This window comes from Aminobacter sp. 01T433 (assembly GCF_056398585.1).
Genome location: NZ_JBFTPR010000011.1, coordinates 62,927 through 80,169, shown reverse-complemented (window position 1 = coordinate 80,169; position 17,243 = coordinate 62,927). Strand labels below are relative to the sequence as shown.

At 62.7% G+C, this 17,243-nt stretch carries 19 protein-coding genes; 11 read left to right on the top strand and 8 right to left on the bottom strand.

The features are described 5' to 3' along the window. Window positions 1-19: 19 nt before the first annotated feature. Complete coding sequence (locus AC1DLV_RS19465) at window positions 20-793, bottom strand: bestrophin-like domain (RefSeq protein WP_476801570.1); 774 nt, start codon at window positions 791-793, stop codon at window positions 20-22. Between the two features lie 180 nt (window positions 794-973). Between AC1DLV_RS19465 and AC1DLV_RS19460 the strand changes: the two genes are divergently transcribed. Together AC1DLV_RS19460 and gltS are read left to right on the top strand one after the other, a co-directional pair. Then, the gene (locus tag AC1DLV_RS19460; RefSeq protein WP_476801569.1) at window positions 974-1,996 is read left to right on the top strand and encodes a Tim44 domain-containing protein; all 1,023 of its coding nucleotides are present in this window, start codon (window positions 974-976) and stop codon (window positions 1,994-1,996) included. Between the two features lie 189 nt (window positions 1,997-2,185). After that, window positions 2,186-3,397, top strand: a complete 1,212-nt coding sequence (gene gltS / locus AC1DLV_RS19455) for a sodium/glutamate symporter (protein ID WP_476801568.1) — start codon at window positions 2,186-2,188, stop codon at window positions 3,395-3,397. Window positions 3,398-3,404: 7 nt separating this feature from the next. Here gltS and AC1DLV_RS19450 read toward each other — a convergent pair whose 3' ends face one another. The 7 genes from AC1DLV_RS19450 to phnG form a co-directional block, all read right to left on the bottom strand. Then, window positions 3,405-4,022 (bottom strand): DapH/DapD/GlmU-related protein, encoded by a 618-nt coding sequence (locus AC1DLV_RS19450; protein ID WP_476836213.1) that lies wholly within the window; start codon window positions 4,020-4,022, stop codon window positions 3,405-3,407. Beyond that, on the bottom strand, window positions 4,019-4,726 hold the full coding sequence (phnL, locus tag AC1DLV_RS19445; protein ID WP_476801566.1) for a phosphonate C-P lyase system protein PhnL: 708 nt from the start codon (window positions 4,724-4,726) through the stop codon (window positions 4,019-4,021). Before phnL ends, AC1DLV_RS19450 begins: the two co-directional genes overlap by 4 nt. 66 nt (window positions 4,727-4,792) lie before the next feature. After that, entirely contained in the window at window positions 4,793-5,569 is a 777-nt protein-coding gene (phnK, locus tag AC1DLV_RS19440) for a phosphonate C-P lyase system protein PhnK (RefSeq protein WP_476801565.1), read from the bottom strand. Beyond that, window positions 5,566-6,459 carry an alpha-D-ribose 1-methylphosphonate 5-phosphate C-P-lyase PhnJ gene (locus tag AC1DLV_RS19435; RefSeq protein ID WP_476801564.1) on the bottom strand — a complete coding sequence of 298 codons (894 nt, stop codon included), beginning with the start codon at window positions 6,457-6,459 and terminating at the stop codon, window positions 5,566-5,568. The genes phnK and AC1DLV_RS19435 overlap by 4 nt, the downstream gene beginning before the upstream one ends. Beyond that, window positions 6,456-7,565 carry a carbon-phosphorus lyase complex subunit gene (locus AC1DLV_RS19430; RefSeq protein WP_476801563.1) on the bottom strand — a complete coding sequence of 370 codons (1,110 nt, stop codon included), beginning with the start codon at window positions 7,563-7,565 and terminating at the stop codon, window positions 6,456-6,458. Before AC1DLV_RS19430 ends, AC1DLV_RS19435 begins: the two co-directional genes overlap by 4 nt. A 1-nt stretch (window position 7,566) precedes the next feature. Beyond that, a complete protein-coding gene (phnH, locus tag AC1DLV_RS19425; RefSeq protein ID WP_476801562.1) occupies window positions 7,567-8,175 on the bottom strand; it encodes a phosphonate C-P lyase system protein PhnH in 609 nt (202 codons plus the stop codon). Beyond that, window positions 8,175-8,645: a phosphonate C-P lyase system protein PhnG gene (phnG, locus tag AC1DLV_RS19420; protein ID WP_476801561.1), complete on the bottom strand. Its 471-nt coding sequence runs from the start codon at window positions 8,643-8,645 to the stop codon at window positions 8,175-8,177. Before phnG ends, phnH begins: the two co-directional genes overlap by 1 nt. A gap of 86 nt (window positions 8,646-8,731) precedes the next feature. On the opposite strand from phnG, the gene phnF reads away from it, so the two are divergent. The 9 genes from phnF to AC1DLV_RS19375 all read left to right on the top strand — a co-directional run bounded on the left by phnF (window position 8,732) and on the right by AC1DLV_RS19375 (window position 17,204). Continuing rightward, window positions 8,732-9,496 carry a phosphonate metabolism transcriptional regulator PhnF gene (gene phnF / locus AC1DLV_RS19415; protein ID WP_476801560.1) on the top strand — a complete coding sequence of 255 codons (765 nt, stop codon included), beginning with the start codon at window positions 8,732-8,734 and terminating at the stop codon, window positions 9,494-9,496. A gap of 314 nt (window positions 9,497-9,810) precedes the next feature. Then, window positions 9,811-10,917 (top strand): extracellular solute-binding protein, encoded by a 1,107-nt coding sequence (locus AC1DLV_RS19410; RefSeq protein WP_476801559.1) that lies wholly within the window; start codon window positions 9,811-9,813, stop codon window positions 10,915-10,917. Between the two features lie 155 nt (window positions 10,918-11,072). Further along, window positions 11,073-12,059, top strand: coding sequence for an ABC transporter permease (locus tag AC1DLV_RS19405; protein WP_476801558.1), 987 nt, complete (start codon window positions 11,073-11,075; stop codon window positions 12,057-12,059). Beyond that, window positions 12,059-12,853, top strand: coding sequence for an ABC transporter permease (locus AC1DLV_RS19400; protein WP_476801557.1), 795 nt, complete (start codon window positions 12,059-12,061; stop codon window positions 12,851-12,853). Before AC1DLV_RS19405 ends, AC1DLV_RS19400 begins: the two co-directional genes overlap by 1 nt. Beyond that, window positions 12,853-13,938 (top strand): ABC transporter ATP-binding protein, encoded by a 1,086-nt coding sequence (locus tag AC1DLV_RS19395; protein WP_476801556.1) that lies wholly within the window; start codon window positions 12,853-12,855, stop codon window positions 13,936-13,938. The genes AC1DLV_RS19400 and AC1DLV_RS19395 overlap by 1 nt, the downstream gene beginning before the upstream one ends. 45 nt (window positions 13,939-13,983) lie before the next feature. Then, window positions 13,984-15,477 (top strand): NAD(P)-binding domain-containing protein, encoded by a 1,494-nt coding sequence (locus AC1DLV_RS19390; RefSeq protein WP_476801555.1) that lies wholly within the window; start codon window positions 13,984-13,986, stop codon window positions 15,475-15,477. A 9-nt stretch (window positions 15,478-15,486) separates the two neighbouring features. Further along, complete coding sequence (locus tag AC1DLV_RS19385; RefSeq protein ID WP_476801554.1) at window positions 15,487-15,987, top strand: CMD domain-containing protein; 501 nt, start codon at window positions 15,487-15,489, stop codon at window positions 15,985-15,987. Beyond that, entirely contained in the window at window positions 15,984-16,559 is a 576-nt protein-coding gene (locus AC1DLV_RS19380) for a peroxidase-related enzyme (protein WP_476801553.1), read from the top strand. Before AC1DLV_RS19385 ends, AC1DLV_RS19380 begins: the two co-directional genes overlap by 4 nt. Before the next feature lie 30 nt (window positions 16,560-16,589). After that, window positions 16,590-17,204: a helix-turn-helix domain-containing protein gene (locus tag AC1DLV_RS19375; RefSeq protein WP_476801552.1), complete on the top strand. Its 615-nt coding sequence runs from the start codon at window positions 16,590-16,592 to the stop codon at window positions 17,202-17,204. Window positions 17,205-17,243 lie beyond the last annotated feature (39 nt).

The window sequence follows — 17,243 nt, the reverse complement described above, 5'->3', positions numbered from 1 at the left end:
CAAATGCGATTTCCTCTCCTCAGCCACCTTCCGGTGGCGCTGCAATCTGTTTTTGCAGCCGCTCGTAGGCGCCCGGATTGAGCGCTCCCGGCGGACTGTAAGGATTGGAAAACGCGTAGATCAAAAACAGGATGATGCCGGTGTAGGCTCCAACGACCGACAGCAGCATGAGACTGCGCCGCTCGGGCGCGTAGGGGTAATAGCCAAATGCAACCAGGACCACGCCCGACACCGCGGCGAACCAGAACATCACGTTGATGCTATCGGGGCCATGATTGTCACGCTTGACCCTAACTTCGGCGATCGCCTGCATTTGCCTCAGCATATGATCGCGCAAGCTTGTCTGGCGCCCGGTTGCGGGAACGAGATCGAGCACCGCGCGATAGGCGACGTCCCATTGATCCCATGCGGTCTGTGACAGTTCGCCAGTGGAACCCAGCTCCGCCCATTCCTGGTTGATCACCACGCGCAGATATCCAGATAGCGCCTGCTGGATGGCGAGACCTTGTTCCAGGCCGTAGCGTTCGGCGTCATAATAGACATCGGCGATAGCGTCGGCTTCGATGGCGCTTTCGTTCTTGAGCTGCTGGTATTCGATCATTTCCTGCGCGAACACCAGCGCAAGGATCAGCCCATGCAAGGCGGCGATACGCACGACGACGGACGCTGCCAGTTCGTGGTCCTTGCCTTCGGGGTCGCCACCGGTGACGAAACGCATGGCCAGATAAGAGCCCAGCGTCAGGAGGATCGTCCCGCCTATGAAGGCGATTCCGAGAATCGTGCTGCCGATCATCTGCATCGTCCAACAGTCGTTCGGGGCGCAAGGTTGGCGGCAGTGTATCGGCAATTCCAGGAAACGCCGATATGCCTGAATTGATGAGATGTCGCAGTGCCAAGAAAAAAATCCTGCAAGCCCTGACACTACACTTGTTAGTCATTATATGAGGGCTGACGTCACTTTGAGGAACCGCTGATGAAAATGTCCCGAACGACCCGATTTGCCACGCTTTTCGCAGGGTTGTTCCTTGCATTCTCCATGGTCGCCGTGGACCAGGCCGACGCCCGCCGGGGCGGCAGCTTCGGCAGCCGTGGCGCGCGCACGTTCCAGGCAGCGCCTCCGACCCGCACAGCGCCGCAGCCGGCTGCACCGGTCGAGCGCTCGATGACGCCGAACACCGGCCAGGCCGCGAACCCGGCCGCCAATGCCGCGCGCCCTGGCGCCGCAGCCCAGCAGCGCCCTGGCTTCATGGGTGGCTTCGGTGGCGCGATGATCGGCGGCCTGTTGATGGGCGGCCTGCTCGGCATGATGATGGGCCAGGGTTTCGGCGGCCTCGCCGGCATGTTCGGCATGCTGATGCAGGTGCTGCTGATCGGCGGCGCCATCTGGCTCGCCCTGCGCTTCTTCCGCTCACGGCAGGCGGTCAATTCCGGTCCGGCGATGGCTGGAGCCGGTGCCGGTGGTGGCAACTTCAACTATCGCGATGCGGCACCTGAACAAACCGGCCAGACCAATGGTGGCAGCCGCTCGTTCAGCATCCCGAGCATCGGTGGCAGCCGCACTGAGGCAGCACCGAAGCAGCCGGTGAGCCGCGACATCACCGTATCCGGTGAAGACCTGGACACTTTCCAGCGCATGCTGACCGAGGTGCAGGAGGCTTTTGGCCGCGAGGACCACAAGGCGCTGCGCCGGCTGGTGACGCCTGAGATGGTGTCGTATCTGTCGGAAGAACTCGCCGACAACGCCCAAAATGGCGTGCGCAACGACGTGTCCGACGTTCAGCTGCTGCAGGCTGACATCGCCGAGAGCTGGAACGAAGGCGACCGCGACTACGCCACGGCGGCGTTGCAGTATTCCTCGATCGACGTGACCCGCAACCGCGCCACGGGCGAGATCGTCGAAGGTGACGCAGACAAGCCGACCGAGACCACCGAGTTGTGGACCTTCGTGCGACAGGACGGCGGCGACTGGCAGCTGTCGGCTATCCAGGAGGCCTGATTACTTCCCACTGAGTTCTCCAGCACCCGCCATCGCCCCTTTGAGGGACGATGGCGGGTGTTTTTGTTTGGGCAGCGGCCATGGCCGAATTACGATTGCCCTGCTTGATATTCTAGGCAAGGTTGAGGGCCTGGATAGGCTGGGGTCCGCCGATCCGCGATTCCATTTCTCGCGACCATAAAAGCTCGGATGACGACGGCAGCCAACACGCTCATTTCGCCTGATTTCTTGACGCTTACGCTCGGAATCATCGTCTACTTCATTGGCGTGATCGTGACGCGCCACGTTTCTTTCCTGCGCAACTACAACATCCCCGAACCGGTGACCGGCGGGTTTCTGGCCGCTGCCGCCATATGGGTGTTCTTCAAGCTGTCGGGCATGGAAGTCGTCTTCGAGATGACCACCCGCGACAGGTTGCTGGTCATCTTCTTTGCCACCGTCGGCGTCAATGCGCGGCTATCCGACCTGTTGGTCGGCGGGCGGGCACTGGCCGTGCTGTGCGTGCTGACCGTGTTTTTTGTCTTCTTGCAAAATGGCGTGGGCACGCTCGGTGCCTGGCTGTTCGACCTACCCTCGGCGGCAGGGATCATCATGGGATCGATCGCCTTTGTCGGTGGACACGGCACCACGATTGCGTGGGCACCGGCGATCGCCGCCGAGCATGGTTTTCCAGCGGCCGTGGAAGTCGGCGCCGCAGCGGCGACGCTCGGGCTCATCGTGGCAAGCGTGCTGGGCGGACCGGTGGCGAAATTCCTGATCGAGCGCGGCAAGCTGACTGCCGACGTGGCAGATTCCGAGGGCGAGGGGGCCGCCGCCAAGAAGGAGGCCGCGCCGATCGACAAGATGAACTTCATGCAGGCATTGCTGCTGGTCAACTTTGCCGTGGTGCTCGGCTATCTGGTTCACGGTCCGGTCAGTGCGATGGGTTTCAAGCTACCGCTCTTCGTGCCTTGCCTGATCATGGGCGTCGTGTTGTCCAACACGATCCCCTACATCTTTCCCCGTCTGCCATGGCCGGCGCGCTCGCCGGCAATGTCGCTGATCTCAGATTATTCGCTGTCGGCCTTCCTCGCCATCTCGCTGATGAGCATGCAGCTTTGGACGCTGGCCGGGGTCGCGGGACCGTTGCTGGTGGTTGTCGTCATGCAGGCGCTTCTCGCGGTCGCCTTCATCCTGCCCGTGCTTTTCCCGCTTCTGGGCAGGGACTATCAGGCGGCGGTGCTGAGCGCGGGGTTCACCGGCCTTTCGCTGGGGGCGACGCCAACGGCGATTGCTTCGATGACGGCGGTGACCAAACAATATGGCCCGTCACCGAACGCCTTCATCATTTTGCCGCTGGTCTCTGCGTTTTTCGTCGACCTGGTCAATATGGTGGCGATCCAGCTCTTCCTGGCGCGGTAGGGCTGCTTTACCCGCCGTGCTTTTCCAGGAACTCTTCCGCCGACAGATTGCGGAAGTCGTCGAGGGCGATACGCAATTTGGCGTGGTCCCAGTCCCACCAGGCAAGTGCCTGGAAACGTTCAACGGTCCTGCGGTCGAAGCGTTCGCGTAGCGGCTTGGCCGGCACGCCGGCGACAATGGTGTAGGGGGCGACGTCCTTGGTGACCACTGCACCCGAACCGATCGCCGCGCCGTCGCCGATGGTGACGCCGGGCAGCACTGTCGAGCCATGGCCGAGCCAGCTGTCATGGCCGACGGTGACCGCGTTCGAACGGCGCCACTCGAAGAACTCGGTCTCGTGGCTGGCGTCGTCCCAATAGTCCGAGGCGCGATAGGTGAAGTGGTGCAGCGTCGGCCGCCAGGTTGGGTGGTTGGTGGCATTGATGCGCACGGCAGCTGCGATGTTTGAGAACTTGCCAACCTTGGCGCACCACAGACTGCAATCCTGCATGACGTAGGAATAGTCGCCGAGTTCGCTTTCGCTGATGCGGCTGCGCTCGGAGACTTCGGTCCAGCGGCCAAGCGTCGATTGCGTCACCTCGGCAGTCGGGTGGATCCAGGGCTGTTCGGAGAGTTTGCGGCTCATGCTGCGACCTTTCCCGTGGCGAATTCGGTAACGTCGACAATCCGGTCGGCGACCGCCTCGCGCACGTCGGCGTCGTGGAAGATGCCGAGCAGGGCTACGCCGGCGAGCTTCTTTTCGTCGATCAGTCCGATCACCACCTCGCGGTTGGTCGCGTCGAGCGAGGCTGTCGGCTCGTCGAGCAGCAGCACTGGGTGATCGGTGATGAAGCCGCGCGCGATGTTGACGCGCTGCTGTTCGCCGCCGGAGAAGGTTGCCGGCGGCAGCGACCACAGCCTTTCCGGCAGATTGAGCCGACCGAGCAGGTCGGCGGCGCGGTCCTGCGCCTGCTTGCGGTCAATGCCGCGCGCCACCAAGGGCTCGGCAACGACATCGAGGGCGGAAACGCGCGGCACGGTGCGCAGGAACTGGCTGACATAACCGATGGTGTCGCGGCGGACTTCGAGCACCGTGCGCGGATTGGCAGTGGCAAGATCAACGAGCGCACCACGATGCTCGATGATGATCTGGCCCTGGTCGACGCCGTAATTGCCGTAGACCATCTTCAGGATCGAGCTTTTGCCGGCACCCGAAGGGCCTCCGAGCACGGCGCATTCGCCCGCCCTGACCGAAAACGACACATTGGCGACGACGGGCAGGCGGATGCCGCCGCGCAAGTGCATGATGAAGGCCTTGGCGACCTCAGAGACGATGAGTGGGGTGGCCATGTTAGGGTCTTTCCTTGGTGAGCATGATCTTGTCCGAAAACCGGGAACCACTTTTCGGGATCATGCTCAGACCTGCAAAATGGAGGAGACGAGAAGCTGGGTGTAGGGCGCGCGCGGGTCGTCGAGCACGCGGTCGGTGAGACCAGCCTCGACGACATGGCCGTCCTTCATCACCATCATGCGTTGCGACAAAAGCCTGGCGACTGCGAGGTCGTGGGTGACGACGATGGCAGCTAGGCCGAGGTCGGTGACCAGCCCGCGCAGCAGGTCAAGCAGGCGCGCCTGCACCGAAACGTCGAGGCCGCCGGTCGGCTCGTCCATGAATATCAGGCGCGGGCCGGTGACCAGATTGCGGGCGATCTGCAGGCGCTGGCGCATGCCGCCCGAAAAGGCGCGCGGCTCGTCGTCGATGCGTTGCTCATCGATCTCGACCCGGCTGAGCCAATCGACGGCCGTTGCGCGGATGTTGCCATAGTGGCGGTCGCCGACGGCCATCAGCCGCTCACCGACATTGGCGCCGGCAGACACGGTCATGCGCAGTCCATCGGCGGGGTTCTGATGGACAAAACCCCAGTCGGTGCGCATCAGGAAACGACGCTCGGCCTCGCTCATGCGGTAGAGGTCGCGCCACTGGCCATCGCGCATGCGGTAGCTTGCGGTGCCCGAGGTTGGCAAAAGCCTGGTGGCGAGGCAGTTGAGCAGCGTCGTCTTGCCCGAGCCGGATTCGCCGACGACTGCCAGCACTTCGCCCGGCCAGAGGTCGAAGGAGATGTCCTCGCAGCCGATGCGCGAGCCGTAATATTTGGACAGCGCTGTGACGCGCAGGAGCGGTTCGTCGGTCATTGGGCTTGCTCCAGAATATCGGGAGAGAGGTGGCCGCGATGGCCGCAGGCCTGGCGTGTCTCGCAATGGTCGGTGTCGGAACAGACGAACATGTGTCCGCCCTTGTCATCGAGGATGACCTCGTCGAGATAGACCTGCTCGGCGCCGCATAGGGCGCAAGGCTGGTCGAAGCTCTGGATCTCGAAGGGATGGTCCTCGAAATCGAGGCTGACCACTTTGGTGAAGGGCGGTACGGCATAGATGCGCTTTTCGCGCCCTGCGCCGAACAGCTGGAGTGCCGGCGACATGTGCATCTTTGGATTGTCGAATTTCGGCGTCGGCGAAGGGTCCATCACGTAACGGCCCTCGACCTTGACCGGGTAGGCATAGGTCGTGGCAATGCGGCCGTGCTTGGCGATGTCCTCGTAGAGCTTGACGTGCATCAGCCCATATTCCTCAAGCGCGTGCATTTTCCGCGTTTCGGTCTCGCGCGGTTCGAGGAAACGCAACGGCTCGGGGATCGGCACCTGGTAGACCAGCGTCTGGCCTTCCGTCAGCTGATGTTCAGGGATGCGGTGACGGGTCTGGATGATCGTCGCCTTCGCCGTTTCGGTGGTGACGGCGACATCGGCGACCTTCTGGAAGAAGGCGCGGATCGACACCGCATTGGTGGTGTCGTCGGCGCCCTGGTCGATGACCTTGAGCACGTCGTCAGGGCCGATGATCGCGGCGGTCACCTGCACGCCGCCAGTGCCCCAGCCATAAGGCATCGGCATTTCACGGCTGGCGAAGGGCACCTGATAGCCGGGGATGGCGATGCCCTTGAGGATCGCCCGGCGGATCATCCGCTTGGTCTGCTCATCGAGATAAGCGAAGTTGTAGGTTGCGATTTCTGGTGCTGCGATGGTCATTCTGCCGCCTCGCGCTGGTCGGTTTCGTTCGTCTGGTTGCGCTTTTCATGCTCGCCGCGCATGCGCCGCACGAGGTCGAGTTCGGCTTGGAAGTCGACATAGTGCGGCAGCTTCAGGTGTTCGACGAAGCCGGTGGCCTGGACGTTGTCGGAGTGCGAAATCACGAACTCCTCGTCCTGCGCGGGTGCGGTGATGTCTTCGCCCAATTCGCCGGCGCGCAGCGCACGGTCGCACAGCGACATGGCCATCGCCTTGCGCTCGGACTGGCCGAAGACAAGGCCGTAACCGCGTGTGAATTGCGGCGGCGCCTTGGCCGAACCCTTGAACTGGTTGACCATCTGGCACTCGGTGACGCGGATGCGGCCAAGGGTTACGGGGAAAGGCAGTTCCGGTACGTCGAGCTCAAGCTCGACCTCGCCGATACGAACCTCGCCAACGAAGGGATGGCTGCGGCCATAGCCGCGCTGCGTGGAATAGCCGAGCGCGAGCAGAAAACCTTCGTCGCCGCGCGACAGCGCTTGCAGGCGGCTGTCGCGGGCCAGCGGGAATTCGAGGGGTTCGCGGGTGATGTCGCCAGTCAGATGATCCTCTGGCAGTTCGCCGTCGGCTTCGATCAGGCCCTCATGGGCGAGGATTTCCGATACCCGCATCATACGCTGGTCGTCCGACTCGCGTTGTTCTGCCTCAGCGACAACTGGATCGCCGGCGAGTTCGGGGTCGAGCAAACGGTGCGTGTAGTCGAAGGTCGGTCCGAGCAGCTGGCCGCCCGGCAGGTCCTTGTAGGTCGCCGAAACGCGACGCTCGACCTGCATGGCGGCGGTGTCGATCGGCTTGGTGTAGCCGAAGCGCGGCAAGGTCGTGCGATAGGCGCGGACAAGGAAGATCGCCTCGATCAGGTCGCCGCGCGATTGCATCACCGCAAGGGCCGCGAGTTCGCGGTCGTAGAGCGAGCCTTCGGCCATGACGCGGTCAATGCCGAGCGCCAGCTGCTCGACGATCTGGTCGATGCGCAGCGCAGGCACCGAGCGGTCGCCACGGCGACGGTCGGCGAGCAGGCGGTGGGCGTTGGCGATGGCGGCTTCGCCACCTTTGACTGCCACATACATGTCAGGCCTCCGTCGTCTTGATGCGGGTGGTGCGGGGCAGGCAGGCAACGCCGTCGGGAGCCGCAAGGATCAGGTCGACGCCGCGCGGGAAGCGCGCACCGTTCTGCTTCCACTGCTCGACGAAATGGCGCGGCAGCGGCGTCGGCGCGATGGTCGCAAAGGTCTCGATGCCGGGACCTTCGAGGCGAAGCGGCGCGCCCGAAGTCAGGCTCTCGACCTGCAGGATCAGCGTTGTTGAACGATCGGGATATTCCTGCGTCCCTTGCGCGAAGTTTTCGAGCGCGATCAGGTTGGCTGGGTTGGCAACGAGTGCGAAATGCGCGTCGGCCGGTGTTCCGGCATGCGGTGCGCCCGTGTGGAAACCGAGCCAGGATTTTACCGCAGCCGAGACCTGCAGTCCGGTGTCGAGCCAAAGCGGGGTGTCGTGGTCGCACAAGGTCAGCGCGACCGCACCAGCGGTTGGCGAAAGCGGTGCGGGTGGCTGCGCGAGGGCGTGCACAGGCTGAATGGTACCCGGTCGCGCCATGGCGTCCATCACGGCGCGGAACACGAACTGCGCGTCGAATACGGGAGCGGAAAAGCCGCCGTCTATCACGTCCATCTGGTCCATCAGTCCTCTCCGCGCACCATGGTGAAGAAGTCGACCTTGGTCGCCGCCGTTTCTGCGCGACGGGTCGTATCGGCGGCTACTTGTGCCGCGCGCAGAGGTGCGATGATCTTCTGCTCGATGTCGGCGCGCCGGCCCGGGTTCTGCCAGAGAGCATCGGTGATGGCCGAGAGCTTCGCTTTTTCCTTGTCGCGGCCGAGCGCATAGGCATGGCCGATCTCGCCGCTTGGCAAGCGCACGGTCGCACGCGTCACCGTCGCTTCGCCGAAATTGAAGGGTGCTCCGCCGCCGCCGATCCGGCCGCGCACCGACACCAGCCCGGTTTCGGGGCCGCGCAGCAATTCAGCGTCGTTGGTCACGCCCGCGGCCGCACACAGGCGCTTCAACTCGTCGGTGGGGGCCATGGCCAGCGCTGCCATCGCGACCTTGCGCGCTGCCTCCATTTCTCGTTCTTGCCGTCGATCCATTTTCATCGCCGCTCCGTTCGCTTTATTTGTCTATTGTTCTATACAAACGAACAACATACAACGGGCTTGTAGAGAGGCTCCGTGACGGGTGCATGACAGGGGCTGGGGATTTGAACGAACCGGAATCAACGGTAACGCGGAAGAGCGGCGTGGCGCTGTGGCGTCAGATCGCCGACCAGATCAGGCAGGCGATATCAGCCGGCACGTTGGGTGCCGATGGCCGACTGCCGACTGAAGTGGCGTTGTCCGAGCGTTTCGGCGTCAACCGCCACACGCTGCGCAGCGCCATTGCAGCACTTGTCCAGGAAGGCGTCCTGCGCGCCGAGCAGGGACGGGGCACCTTTGTCGAGAGCCGGCAGAAGCTGTCTTATCCGATTTCGGCACGCACGCGCTTTTCGACCGGACTGCGCGAGCAAACGCGCGAACGCCGCAGTACGCTTCTGGCGCACGCGCTTGAGCCAGCAGGCACGCGGGTCGCCGAATCGCTGCGCCTTGCCGCGGGAGCGGCGGTGATCCGGCTGGAAACGCTCAGTGAGGCCGACGGCAGGCCGGTTTCGCGCGCGACAAGCTGGTTTGAGGCGAAACGCTTCCCAAGTTTCGAGAAGATCTATGCCGAAACCGGTTCGATCACACTCAGTTTCCAGCATTTTGGAATCGAGGACTATTTCCGCCGTTCTACGCTGGTCTCGGCGCGGCATGCCGATACCGCCGATCTGGCCGATCTCAAGCTGTCGGCCGGCGCAATCGTGCTTGTCGCCGTTGCGGTCAATGTCGATGCCGAAGGCGTGCCAGTTCAGTATGCAGAAACCCGCTTTGTCGCGGATCGCGTCGAACTCAGCGTCTCGACCGAGGCTTAGCCGGCTTCATCCACAGCTATGGCCAACCAGACCGCCATCAGATGTTGGTGGGCGAACAGATTTTTTCTAACAATGCTTGACAATCGGCCGGTTTACAGAAAAATTCCAGTTTAGTGGAATTTGCGGACGGAATGTCGGAATTCGTGGCTGGCTTAGTGGAGGACTTGGCGCCAGTTCATAGCTGTCTGTAAATCTCTACGAGTACACTTTTTTGCCGGCTTGTCGGTCGCACAGTCCATTTGACTGGGCGAGGGCGGGTTTTATTGCGCGGTCAACTCCGCGAGCATGCTTCGTATTATCCAATGGGGAACATAATGAACAATATTCTGGTACCAAACCGCCGTACCGCGCTGAAGCTGCTTGGTGGTGGCGCTGCCGCTCTGGCGATGCCCTATGTCATTCGCCCGACCCAAAGCTGGGCGAGCGGCGTGCTGAACATCACCACCTATGACAAATTCCTGCCGCAGGAATTCCTCGACAAGTTCCAGAAGGACACTGGAATTCAGGTCAATATCCGGCTGACCGACGACCAGGGCAAGCAGTACAACCTGCTCACCGCCGAGGGAGCCAATCCTTCGACCGACATCGTCACCGTTGCCGGCCACCGCTATACGCAGTTCATCAGCTCGAAGCTGCTGCAGCCGCTCGACACCGGCAAGATCTCCAACTGGAAGAACCTCAACACCGCCTATCAGGATGCTCCTTGGGCGCGTGTCGATGGCAATCTGTGGGGCCTGCCGATCCTCGCCGGCTATGAGGGCCTCGCCCGCAACGTCGACTATGTGAAGGAAGCGCCGAGCTGGGAGATCATGTTCGATCCGCAGTACAAGGGCCAGACCTCCTACATCGTCAGCGACTTCATGACCATCGTCATGCAGTATCTCGGCCATGACGGCGACTTCGTCACCTATGCCGGCAAGCCTGAAGTCGCCCTGAAGGCAACCAACGAAGCGCGCGACTTCCTGATCAAGAACAAGGACATGGTCCGCAAGTACTATGAAGCGGGCTCGGAAGTGCAGCAGATGTTCATCAACGAGGACATCTACCTCGCCCATTCGTGGTCGGGTCCCGCTGCCAAGCTGATCTTCGACGGTCATCCGATCCAGCTGTCGGTGCCGAAGGAAGGCACGTTCGGCTTCTGCTACACGCTCAACGTCGTCAACAACGCGCCGAACGCCGAGAACGCCTACAAGCTGCTCGACGCAGTGCTGGCAAGCCCAGAAGTGGGTGCCGCGATGACCCGCCAGTCGGGCTACAGCTCGACGATCAACGGCGTCGGCGACCTGCTCAACGACCGTGAGAAGCTCGCCGCGACGCTGCCGCAGGAAGAGCTCGAGCGCATCGTATTCTTCTCGTCGGTCAATCGCGACATGAAGAACGAGATGATCGACCGCGCGACCGCAGAGGTCAAAGCGGCCTGACGAGGCTAGGCCTCGCACGGCCTGCAGTCTGTCCCGGAGCGCTGCGACGATCTCCGGGACAGGCAGCCAAGCTTGTCCAAGCCCACAACGCGCAATGACTGACCGCCGGCCTCGCCGCGCGGTACCAGTCGGGCTGCGCCAACCGAGATTGTTTGATGGTGAGTAGCAACACGACAGCCGGATATGGGGCGGTGCGCAACGCGTCCGTGCCCAAATATTCGACCGGCATAGCCAAGGTGGTCAATTCGGCACTTTACCGGCACACGCTGGGGGCTGCGGTGGAGTCGCGGATCGGCAGGGTCATCCTTCTGGCCGGCGTGCCGCTGATCTGGCTGGCCATGCTGCATGTCGGGCCGATCTACCAGATGCTGAAGATCAGCCTGATGTCCCATTACCCGGTCCAGCCGGGCGTGGAGTCGCGTTACACCTTCGACAACTACGCGATCTTCTTCAGTGAATCGCTCTATTTCACGCCGCTGATCAAGAGCTTCATCTTTGCAACGGCAGCGACGGCTATCACGTTGGTGGTGGTCTATCCGGTCGCCTACTACGTCGCCAAGATCGTCAAGCCGGAGGGCCGCTCCAAAGCGCTGCTGCTGCTGCTGGTGCCGTTCTGGGCCGGCGAGCTGATCCGCACCTTCTCGGTGATCATGCTCTTGGCCAATCGCGGTGCGCTCAACGTGCTGCTGCGCGAGGTCGGGTTGATCGATAAGCCGATCCCGATGCTCTACACCTCGTTTTCGCTCGGCTTCGGCCTTGTCTACTTGATCTGTTTGTACATGCTTTTGCCGCTCTATTCGGCGATCGAGAAGATTCCGTCGCAGTATCTGGATGCCGCTGCCGATCTCGGCGCGGGGCCGTTCACACGGTTCCGCAAGATCATCCTGCCGCTGTCCAAGGACGGCATCGTGTCGGGCTGTTCGCTGGTGTTTTTGACCTGCATCGGCGTCTTCGCAACCCCCATGCTGCTGGGCGGGCCCAACACCGTGCTGTTCCCCGAAACGATCAGCGGCTTCTTCCATGGTGCCAGCGACAAGTGGCCGGTGGGTGCTGCCTTCGCACTGATCATGCTGGTCACCGCCTTGATCACGGCGGGTATCTTCATGCGCCTCGTCGGCGGCAAGAAAAGGAGTGCATTTTGATGCGCAACATGTTTTCCGACGCCCCGCGCACCACGCTGACCGCGATTTACTGGGCCTTCCTGCTTTATCTGCTGTTGCCGCTGACGCTGATGATGGCGATGAGCTTCAAGGATGCCAATTTCGTCGCTTTCCCGATCGGCGACTGGACGTTCGATTGGTACGCCAAGGTCATGCAGGACAAGCAGTTCCTGGAGGCTTGCCTGTATTCGGTCATGATCGCCGCCGCCTCGACGCTGGCTGCGACCACGCTTGGTACATGGATTGCCATGCTGATCGTTGCCGAAGGCATCAAGGGCCAGGTCATCATCTTTGCGCTCGCCTGTCTTCCGGCCGTCGTGCCCGGCATGATTTCCGCGATTTCGCTGCGCATCTTCATCTCGACCATCGACATGCCGACGGGAACCGCCGCCATCATCTTGGGCCACACGGTGCATGCCGTGCCTTTCGTGGTGGTCATGGCATTGACCCGCCTGCGCTCGATGCCAAGCAATCTCGTCGATGCCGCGCGTGATCTTGGCGCCGACAGCGTCGTTGCCTTCTTCCGCGTCACGTTGCCCTATCTTGGGCCGGCCCTTGTGGGCGGCATGATCTTCTGCGTGCTTTTGTCGATCGACGACTTCGTCCGCACCTTCTTCCTGGGCGGCTATCGCCCGACCCTTCCCATGCTGATCTTCGCCAAGGTGCAGGGCGGCATGTCTCCCGAAATCAACGCAATGGCGACACTCGTCCTGGTGGTTACCGCCGCCGTCGGACTGTACGCCGAGTACCTTACCCGCCGCGCGAGGACCCGCTGATGCAACCCGTCGTTCAGTTCGACAATGTCACCAAGAGCTACGGCAAGCATGTTGCCGTCGAGAACCTGAACCTGAGCATCGAGGGCGGCAAGTTCGTCACGCTGCTCGGCCCGTCTGGCTGCGGCAAGTCCACTTCGCTGCGCATGCTCGGCGGTTTTGAGACGCCGAATTCCGGCCGCATCCTGCTTGGCGGCAAGGACGTCACGCGTGTTCCGCCCAACAAGCGCAACGTCAACATCGTGTTCCAGGATTATGCGCTCTTCCCGCATATGAGCGTCGCCAAGAACATCGCCTTTGGCCTCGAGCTGAAGGGTTTGGACAACCAGCACATCCATCGCCGGGTCAGCGAGTTGCTCGAGCTGGTCCAACTGCAAGACTTTGCCAAGCGCTTGCCAGCGGAACTGTCCGGTGGCCAGCGCCAGCGCGTAGCGCTGATGCGTGCGTTGGCACCCGATCCGGACGTGTTGCTGCTCGACGAGCCGCTGTCGGCACTTGACGCCAAGCTGCGCCAGCAGATGCAGATCGAGCTCAAGTCGATCCAGGAAAAGACCGGCAAGACCTTCATGTTCGTGACCCACGACCAGGAAGAGGCGCTGACGATGTCCGACACGATCGTGGTCATGAACAAGGGCCGCATCGAGCAGATGGGCGATCCGAACACGCTCTACGGGCGTCCTGGCTCGGTGTTCGTCGCCAACTTCATCGGCGAGACCAACCTTTTGCGCAGCACGGTCGTTGGCACCGAGGGCGACAATGCGGCGTTGAGCTGGAACGGCATCACCATCAAGGCAACCCAAGGCGGGCTGACGCCCAAGGCCGGCGACCATCTCTATGTCGTGCTGCGTCCCGAGGCGATTCATTGCTCGGCCGACGAGCCGACGACCGGCAACCGCATCAAGGGCAAGATTCGCCAGCGCGTGTTCAAGGGCAACCACACCTCGCTTTCGGTCGAGGTCGGCGACGGCACGATGCTCAACGCGCTGGTCCACCCCTCCGATGTCAACCAGCTCAACGGCGACGACGTCTGGGTCGGCTGGAAACCCGAGACCACGACGGTCATTCCCGACCGCCACGCACATAACTGAGGAAGGACGCCCGGGCCGCTTGGCGTGGGCAACAGGCAGATCACCATGGCGTTTGACGTATCCGCACCGCTCCAGTCCGCCGCCGGCGGACTGGAAGAACTCGAACAGCGCGTTCGCGACGACTTGGCCTGCCTGTGCTATCCGCCGGCAAACTGGGTTGTTCCGACGGCTGCTGAAGACCATGTCCACGACGTCGTCGTCATTGGCGGTGGCATGTGCGGCCTGGTCGCAAGCTTCGCGCTGATCGGCGCCGGCATCCAGAATATCCGCATCTTCGACCGCAGCCCGGCGGGGTTCGAGGGGCCGTGGCTGACCTATGCGCGCATGGAAACGCTGCGTTCGCCCAAGCAGCTGACCGGCCCGGCCTATGGCATGGCGTCGCTGACCTTCCGCGCCTGGTATGTCGCCCAGTTCGGCAATGAGACGTGGGCGGAACTGGACAAGATCCCGCGCCCAATGTGGATGGAATATCTGCGCTGGTACCGCAAGGTGCTTGAATTGCCGGTGGAAAACGGCGTTGAGGTCAAGACCATCCTGCCGGAAGGCAAGCTGATGCGGCTGACGCTTGCTGGCGAGGGCGCGCGCGAAACGTCGGTGCTTGCCCGCAAGGTGGTGATGGCGACCGGCCGCGACGGCATGGGACATCCCAGCATTCCCGGCTTCGTCGACAATTTGCCCCAGAAATACTGGGCGCATTCTTCGCATGAAATTGACTTTGCCGCACTGCGCGGCAAGCGAGTGGTGGTGGTCGGCGTCGGGGCATCCGCCGTCGACAATGCCGCCGAGGCGCTGGAAGCAGGGGCGGCCGAAGTGCGCCACCTCATCCGCCGCAAGGAGATGCCCTGCATCAACAAGCTGATGGGCATCGGCTCGTTCGGCTTCACCGCTGCATTCCCGCAGTTGGGCGATGCCAGGCGCTGGCAGATCATGAACTACTCGCTGCGCACGCAGACGCCGGCGCCGCGTGGTTCGACGATGCGCGTCAGCCAGCACCCGAATGCCTTTTTCCATTTTGATGCGGCGGTCGAGCAGACCGAGCTCGATGGCGAGGAGATCGTCATTTCGACATCGCAGGGCAAGGCCGTTCGCGCCGACTTCCTGATCCTCGGCACCGGCTTCGGTGTCGATCCGCTGGCGCGCAAGGAACTCGACGGCTACGCCGACAAGATCCTGCTGTGGCAGGACCGTTTCACACCGCCCGAGGGCCAGGAAAACAGCGAGCTCGGCAATTATCCCTACCTTGCGCGCGACTTCACCTTCCTGGAGCGCGAGCCTGGGCAGGCGCCATGGCTCGCCAACATCCACAGCTTCAATTCCGGTGCCGCAGCAAGCCTTGGCAAGATGAGCGGCGACATTCCAGGTATCAGCGAAGGTGCGGCGTGGCTGGCGCGCGAGATCGCCGCCAAGCTCTACACCGAGAATTTCGGCCAGTACTGGCAGCGCCTGCTCGACTACGACACGCCCGAACTGCGTGGCGACGAGTGGACGGCATCGCCCTTGCCGGACGATGAGCGGGCGGCTGCCCGCAAGCAGGCATAGGAGAACGGCATGGCACAAAACGAGGACGTGATCGCCGCGATCGTCGGCATCGAACCCGGCAGCGCGCTGGCCGAGGTGGTGGCTGGCCGCGCCGACATCATGGCGTTGACGCAGCAGACGCATGACGGCGCATTGACGCCGGTCGAGCCAGGCGGGCTGTCGCATGCCGAACGCGCGGCTCTCGCTTGCCGTATCGCCAAGATCAACGACGACAAGGACTTCGAGGAACATTTCGAAGCCCTGCTCGAAAAGGCCGGCGCGTCCGGCGACACCGCGCGCATCGCCGACATCTGGTTCGACGGTGGCAACGATGCGCGTCTCAAGGCCCTGATCCGGCATGTCGACCTGGTTGCGCATGCCCCAAAGGATGCGACGCGCCGCGACATCGAATTGCTGCAGGAAGCGGGCCTCACTGATGCCGACATCGTCCGTCTGTCGGAGCTTGTCGCATTCGTCAGCTATCAGATCAGGGTCGCCGCCGGGCTGCGGCTGATGCGGGGATTGGCATGAGCAAGGTTGTCCACGAATTCACCACCACCATTCCCGAGTGGAAGCCCTATGTCAGGCCGCTCGACCTTGCCGAGGCGAGCCCCGCACAGCTCGAAGCGCTGAAGATCACACCGTCCAACACCAAGGTGTCGGACTATGTTCTGGTGCTGGCGCATGACGTCGAAACGCTGACGCACCGTTCGCCGCTGTTCAACGGCGTGATGTACAACAAGGGCGGGCTGTCGCGCGCCGAGCGCGAGATCGGCGCCGTCGGTGCCTCGATCGTCAACCGCTGCATCTATTGTGCAGCGGTGCACGCCAACCGCTACAACCAGCTGACCAAGGACGAGACCGTCATTGCGGCGATCTTCGCCGACGGTGTCGATGCTGAGATCGCCCCCCGGCTCAAGGCGATCTTCAACTTCGCCGTCAAGCTGTCGAAGTGCCCCTCCGACGCTGATGCCTCGGACATGCAGGCGCTGGTCGATGCCGGCCTCGGCAAGGACGAGATCCTCGACCTGATCTTGTCGTCGTCCCTATTCGGCTGGGCCAACCGGCTCATGCACACGCTTGGAGAGCCGCTCGCCGAATAAACTGCCCGAGGCGTCGGAAGGAGCATCGGAATGAACATGCATTCGGTCAATCCGCCGGAAATCGGGCCGCGCCTGCAGGCGTACCGGAAACAGCAAAAGCTCACGCTTGCTGACCTCGCGACCAGGTCGGGCGTGTCGCGCTCGATGCTGTCCGAGATCGAGCGCGGCAACGCCAACCCAACCTACGGCACGCTGTGGCATCTGACCCGGGCACTCAACATCGACCTCAACAACCTGATCAGCGGCGCTTCCGAAGAGCGTGGCGATCGCATCGACCTGCAGCCGGAGAACCTGACGCCGACCATCCGAAGTGCCGATGGCAGCTGCACGCTGCAGATATTGTCGCCAGCTGGCATGGTGCCGCTGATCGAATGGTATCTGCTGAGCTTCGAGCCTGAGGGCAAGCTGATCAGCGACCCGCATGGTGCGGGAACCATCGAGCATCTCCACTGTACGGAAGGTGAGATCGTCGTGCGCAGCGCGGGCAATGAAATGATCGTGCGTGCCGGTGAGACGGCGCGCTACGCCGGCGACGTACCGCATTCGCTGACCAGCGCCAGCTCGGTCGGAGCGCGGGCTTTCCTGGTGGTGGCATCGGGCGAGGTCGGCAGCAGCACAACGCGGGCGTTGATACGCCCGAAATGAAACGACCCCGGCGGCACCAGCCTGTGGCGGGCCACCGGA

Coding starts and splice junctions, on each gene's coding strand:
- phnG (WP_476801561.1), bottom strand. CDS start 8,645: ATGAAAATGGATCGACGGCAAGAACGAGAAATGGAGGCAGCGCGCAAG.
- AC1DLV_RS19465 (WP_476801570.1), bottom strand. CDS start 793: ATGATCGGCAGCACGATTCTCGGAATCGCCTTCATAGGCGGGACGATC.
- AC1DLV_RS19375 (WP_476801552.1), top strand. CDS start 16,590: ATGAACATGCATTCGGTCAATCCGCCGGAAATCGGGCCGCGCCTGCAG.
- AC1DLV_RS19385 (WP_476801554.1), top strand. CDS start 15,487: ATGGCACAAAACGAGGACGTGATCGCCGCGATCGTCGGCATCGAACCC.
- AC1DLV_RS19430 (WP_476801563.1), bottom strand. CDS start 7,565: ATGTATGTGGCAGTCAAAGGTGGCGAAGCCGCCATCGCCAACGCCCAC.
- phnH (WP_476801562.1), bottom strand. CDS start 8,175: ATGGACCAGATGGACGTGATAGACGGCGGCTTTTCCGCTCCCGTATTC.
- AC1DLV_RS19460 (WP_476801569.1), top strand. CDS start 974: ATGAAAATGTCCCGAACGACCCGATTTGCCACGCTTTTCGCAGGGTTG.
- gltS (WP_476801568.1), top strand. CDS start 2,186: ATGACGACGGCAGCCAACACGCTCATTTCGCCTGATTTCTTGACGCTT.
- phnK (WP_476801565.1), bottom strand. CDS start 5,569: ATGACCGACGAACCGCTCCTGCGCGTCACAGCGCTGTCCAAATATTAC.
- AC1DLV_RS19400 (WP_476801557.1), top strand. CDS start 12,059: ATGCGCAACATGTTTTCCGACGCCCCGCGCACCACGCTGACCGCGATT.
- AC1DLV_RS19405 (WP_476801558.1), top strand. CDS start 11,073: ATGGTGAGTAGCAACACGACAGCCGGATATGGGGCGGTGCGCAACGCG.
- phnF (WP_476801560.1), top strand. CDS start 8,732: ATGACAGGGGCTGGGGATTTGAACGAACCGGAATCAACGGTAACGCGG.
- phnL (WP_476801566.1), bottom strand. CDS start 4,726: ATGGCCACCCCACTCATCGTCTCTGAGGTCGCCAAGGCCTTCATCATG.
- AC1DLV_RS19410 (WP_476801559.1), top strand. CDS start 9,811: ATGAACAATATTCTGGTACCAAACCGCCGTACCGCGCTGAAGCTGCTT.
- AC1DLV_RS19395 (WP_476801556.1), top strand. CDS start 12,853: ATGCAACCCGTCGTTCAGTTCGACAATGTCACCAAGAGCTACGGCAAG.
- AC1DLV_RS19390 (WP_476801555.1), top strand. CDS start 13,984: ATGGCGTTTGACGTATCCGCACCGCTCCAGTCCGCCGCCGGCGGACTG.
- AC1DLV_RS19435 (WP_476801564.1), bottom strand. CDS start 6,459: ATGACCATCGCAGCACCAGAAATCGCAACCTACAACTTCGCTTATCTC.
- AC1DLV_RS19450 (WP_476836213.1), bottom strand. CDS start 4,022: ATGAGCCGCAAACTCTCCGAACAGCCCTGGATCCACCCGACTGCCGAG.
- AC1DLV_RS19380 (WP_476801553.1), top strand. CDS start 15,984: ATGAGCAAGGTTGTCCACGAATTCACCACCACCATTCCCGAGTGGAAG.